General features: G+C 59.6%; 4 protein-coding genes and 1 pseudogene. 4 read left to right on the forward strand and 1 reads right to left on the reverse strand.

The window, feature by feature from the left end; all coding sequences use genetic code 11:
• Positions 1-186 precede the first annotated feature (186 nt).
• Positions 187-1,050, reverse strand: coding sequence for a DNA-3-methyladenine glycosylase family protein (locus tag ASC74_RS26585; RefSeq protein ID WP_056745458.1), 864 nt, complete (start codon positions 1,048-1,050; stop codon positions 187-189).
• A gap of 175 nt (positions 1,051-1,225) precedes the next feature.
• Here ASC74_RS26585 and ASC74_RS26590 point away from each other — a divergent pair, with 175 nt between their 5' ends.
• The 4 genes and pseudogenes from ASC74_RS26590 to ASC74_RS26605 form a co-directional block, all read left to right on the forward strand.
• Positions 1,226-1,591 carry a DUF5064 family protein gene (locus ASC74_RS26590; RefSeq protein ID WP_056745460.1) on the forward strand — a complete coding sequence of 122 codons (366 nt, stop codon included), beginning with the start codon at positions 1,226-1,228 and terminating at the stop codon, positions 1,589-1,591.
• Positions 1,592-1,722: 131 nt separating this feature from the next.
• Positions 1,723-3,231 carry a sigma-54-dependent transcriptional regulator gene (locus tag ASC74_RS26595; RefSeq protein WP_008155836.1) on the forward strand — a complete coding sequence of 503 codons (1,509 nt, stop codon included), beginning with the start codon at positions 1,723-1,725 and terminating at the stop codon, positions 3,229-3,231.
• Between the two features lie 432 nt (positions 3,232-3,663).
• Complete coding sequence (gene gcvH, locus ASC74_RS26600) at positions 3,664-4,047, forward strand: glycine cleavage system protein GcvH (protein WP_008027813.1); 384 nt, start codon at positions 3,664-3,666, stop codon at positions 4,045-4,047.
• An 11-nt stretch (positions 4,048-4,058) separates the two neighbouring features.
• Positions 4,059-4,348 (forward strand): annotated as a pseudogene (locus tag ASC74_RS26605) (glycine dehydrogenase (aminomethyl-transferring)); the annotation flags it as partial.

Raw genomic sequence — 4,348 nt, forward strand, 5'->3', positions numbered from 1 at the left:
CTACTTTGTTCATGGCAACGGTCTCCGGTGAGCCCCCTGTGAAAGCTTAGTGGGCGATCACAGAGGGCAGCGGGGGTAGCCATTTCATTATTTGACCGGGTTCATCCAGATGGAATGCGATTAAATGTGGGAGCGGGCTTGCTCGCGAAGGGGCCCGAACATTCAGCATAGATGTTCGATCAATATTCAGTCCGTTCGACTCAGTGATGTCCAAAAAAGCTGCGCCGCGTAGCCTCGATAAGGTCTCCACGCTTCAGCGCGCTGCAACAACTGCCGAGCCGTCACCGCCTCACCTTCAAGCGCCGCCAGCGCATTGATCAACCCCACATCCCCGCTTGGAAACGCATCCAGATCGCGCAACTGCCGCAAGGCAATGTATTGCGCCGTCCAGTCACCAATCCCGTGCAACGCCAGCAGCCGCGCAACGCCGCCCTCCCGATCCGGCTCAAACAGTAAAGGATCATCAAGCAACGCCTGAGCCACACCCGACAGGGTTCGACCTCGGCTTTTCGGCATCCCCAACGTTGCCAAATGCACTGATGCCAAAGCGGCAGCCTGAGGAAACACATGGGTCACGCCGGGCAACACCGAAGCCAGCGGCTCGCCATACTGCGCCACCAGTTTCCCCGCCAGTTTAATCGCCGCGCCCACGCTGATCTGCTGCCCCAACACCGCACGAATCGCCAACTCCAGACCATCCCACGCCCCCGGTACCCGCAACCCCGGACGCTCGGCAATCAATCGCGCCATCAAGGGATCAACCGCCAGTTGCCGATGAATCGTTGCCAGGTCTGCATCCAGATCAAACATCCGCCGCAGCCGCGCGATGATCTCTGGCACCGCCGCTGAATCAGGAAAATCCAGCGTCACTTCAAGTGCATCCGTCGCTGCGGGCTTGATCGAAAACGTGCCATGAACACCGTTCAACCCGATGCTGCGCGAGTAAACGCCGTCAACCACCGCTTCCATTCCAACTATCGCCCGCGCCGACAAAAACCCCAGCATCGCCGACCAGTCATAGGGAGTTTGATACTCCAGCAGCACCTTCATAACGCCTCCGATTTACGCTGACCAGGATGAACCACGTTCGCCCGACAGACTGGAAAAGTCGCGGTGATCGGTCCACTCTCGGGGCGACACCCGGATAAGCTATCAATAAAAGAAACTCCGAGGGCAGGCCTGAGGTCTGTCCTGATTCAATGCCTTTTTGAAGGAGAAACGCTAAATGGCTATGTTCGAGCCCGGTCACCTGCACATCGAGCGCCACGCACTGAACAAGGAAGATTACAGTTACAGCCTGAGCATCGACTATGCAGTCACCCAGGACCCCAAGGAAGGCGAAGGCATGCTGTTCAAGATGCATGGCACGGTTGGGGACAAGGAGCTGAAGGAAGAATTCTTCCTGCCCAAGGATCAGGCCTTCGACTTCGCCCGGCATGCTACGCGTATCGCGCAAAAGTACGGGATGCCCAAAGAGGCCAGCATCGGCTCGATACACAAGGAGTACGACGCCATGTTTGAAGATGTGCGCGCGCAGCTCCACGTCAAATCCGGTGATCCGGTCAAACCCGAGCATCTGGATCGAATCTGAAGGCCATCCCTTGATCGTTCACACGCGCCTGCGTGGGAACGATCAATTAGAAGTCCCGCGCAGGATTTCACCATTAGCCCGCCCCAAGGCATACTTGCCACCCTCCGCATTCCAGAACCCAAAAACGCCCCATGCGTATCCACGTCAGCTTCATCGACCGCGTCGGCATTACCCAGGAAGTCCTGGCCTTGCTCGGTGGGCGCAACCTCAATCTGGATGCGGTGGAAATGGTCCCGCCCAACGTCTACATCGACGCCCCGACCCTGAGCCCGGAAGTCCTCGAAGAGCTGCGCGATGCGTTGTTCAGCGTGCGCGGCGTGCAAGCGGTGACGGTGGTCGACATTCTTCCCGGTCAGCGTCGGCACCTGCAGCTTGATGCGTTGCTCGCGGCCATGACCGATCCGGTCCTGGCGCTGGACAGTGCCGGCAAGGTGCTGCTGGCCAACCCGGCACTGATCGCCTTGTACGGTCGCGAGCCTGACGGCGAAAGCATCGCCGACCTGTTCGCCGACCCGGCACTGCTCGAAGCCCTGCTGGAAAACGGCTTCCGCCTGCCGCTGCGGGAAGTCACCGTCAACGGCCAGACGTTGTTGCTGGACGCCACACCGATTACCGACGCCGGCGCCCTGCTGACCCTGTATCAACCCAACCGCATCGGCGAACGCCTGTCGGCGCTACACCACGACCATGCCGAAGGTTTCGATGCGCTGCTCGGCGAGTCCCCGGCGATTCGGACCCTCAAGGCCCGCGCCCAGCGCGTGGCGGCCCTCGATGCGCCGTTGCTGATCCAGGGCGAAACCGGCACCGGCAAAGAACTGGTGGCGCGTGCCTGCCACGCCATCAGCGCCCGCTACAGTTCGCCATTTTTGGCGCTGAACTGTGCGGCATTGCCGGAGAACCTCGCCGAAAGCGAACTGTTCGGCTACGCCCCCGGCGCCTTCACCGGCGCACAACGGGGCGGCAAACCCGGGCTGATGGAACTGGCCAACCAGGGCACGGTGTTTCTCGATGAGATCGGCGAGATGTCGCCGTACTTGCAGGCCAAGTTGCTGCGCTTCTTGAACGACGGCAGCTTCCGCCGGGTGGGCGGGGATCGTGAGGTGAAGGTCAATGTGCGGATCCTCAGCGCCACGCACCGCGATCTGGAAAAAATGGTCAGCGAAGGTTCGTTCCGCGAAGACCTCTTCTATCGCCTCAACGTCCTCAACGTCGAAGTCCCGCCGCTGCGCGAACGCGGCCAGGACATCCTGCTGCTGGCCCGCTACTTCATGCAGCAGGCCTGCGCGCAGATCCAGCGCCCGGTCTGTCGCCTGGCGCCAGGCACCTATCCGGCCCTGCTGGGCAATCGCTGGCCGGGCAATGTGCGGCAATTGCAGAACGTGATCTTCCGCGCCGCTGCCATTTGCGAAAGCAGCCTGGTCGACATTGGCGACCTCGATATCGCTGGCACCTCCGTGGCGCGCCAGAGTGACAGCGACGTCGACAGCCTCGAACAGGCGATGGAAGAGTTCGAAAAAACCCTGCTGGAAAAACTCTACGTCAGCTACCCCTCGACCCGCCAACTGGCCAGCCGCCTGCAAACCTCCCACACCGCCATCGCCCATCGTTTACGCAAGTACGGTATTCCCAACAAGCCGTAAGGCCTACTCGGTCAAAATGTGGGAGCGGGCTTGCTCGCGAATGCGGTGGGTCAGTCAAATCAATGCTAACTGACACACCGCATTCGCGAGCAAGCCCGCTCCCACAAGGACCTGCATCACCTTCAATTCCGAGTTCAAAAACGACCTCCATCTGTACTGAAAGCGCTACAGCGGAACGATATCGTTACACACCCTCCCGATCACTGCTGTGCAAGGCTTTGATCCACTTAGGCTTTTTTCTCCGTCTTGCGCTGTAGCGATTTCGCTACAGCCAGCAAATCCTCGCAACCCAAACAAACACATAACTTATTGATTTTTAACGATTAAATAACATTGGCCGCGATTTTGCTTAGTAACCGTTCATAAAGCAGGGCTTTTGCCCAAGCATTCAATCGCGTCCACCAGACGAGTCTGGCCCCCTTAGGAGTTTCCATGAGCGAGTTGCGTTTTACTGAAGATCACGAATGGCTGCGTACCGAAGCTGACGGCAGCGTCACAGTCGGCATCACCGCTTTCGCACAGAACGCCTTGGGCGACGTGGTTTTCGTACAACTGCCTGAGCTGCAGTCCTACGACAAAGGCGCTGAAGCCGCCACCGTGGAATCGGTAAAAGCCGCGAGCGGCGTGTACATGCCACTGGACGGTGAAGTGCTGGAAGTGAACCCGGCGCTGGACAGCAGCCCTGAACTGGTCAACGAAGATCCGCTGGGCGAAGGCTGGTTCTTCCGCTTCCAGCCAACCGATGCATCGGCTGTCGCCAAACTGCTGGATCAAGACGCCTACGACCGTCTGATCAAAGCCAACGCCGAAGCCTGAGGAGCGCTGACATGACTCAAGTAAGCCTGACCACTGCCAACGAATTCATCGCCCGCCACATCGGCCCGCGCGCCGACGACGAGCAAGCCATGCTCAACAGCCTCGGTTTCGACTCGCTGGAAGCCCTGAGCGCCAGCGTCATCCCCGACAGCATCAAGGGCACCAGCGTCCTCGGTCTCGAAGACGGCCTGAGTGAAGCCGACGCCCTGGCCTTGATCAAGTCCATCGCCGGCAAAAACCAGCTGTTCAAGACCTACATCGGCCAGGGCTACTACGGCACCCACACGCCGTCGCCGATCCT

It is taken from the genome of Pseudomonas sp. Root329 (assembly GCF_001424925.1).
GTDB classification, from domain to species: domain Bacteria; phylum Pseudomonadota; class Gammaproteobacteria; order Pseudomonadales; family Pseudomonadaceae; genus Aquipseudomonas; species Aquipseudomonas arabinosi.

Bases quoted from the DNA above. Each gene is read 5' to 3' on its own strand.
- ASC74_RS26585 (WP_056745458.1), bottom strand. From the start codon at position 1,050: ATGAAGGTGCTGCTGGAGTATCAAACTCCCTATGACTGGTCGGCGATG.
- ASC74_RS26590 (WP_056745460.1), top strand. From the start codon at position 1,226: ATGGCTATGTTCGAGCCCGGTCACCTGCACATCGAGCGCCACGCACTG.
- ASC74_RS26595 (WP_008155836.1), top strand. From the start codon at position 1,723: ATGCGTATCCACGTCAGCTTCATCGACCGCGTCGGCATTACCCAGGAA.
- gcvH (WP_008027813.1), top strand. From the start codon at position 3,664: ATGAGCGAGTTGCGTTTTACTGAAGATCACGAATGGCTGCGTACCGAA.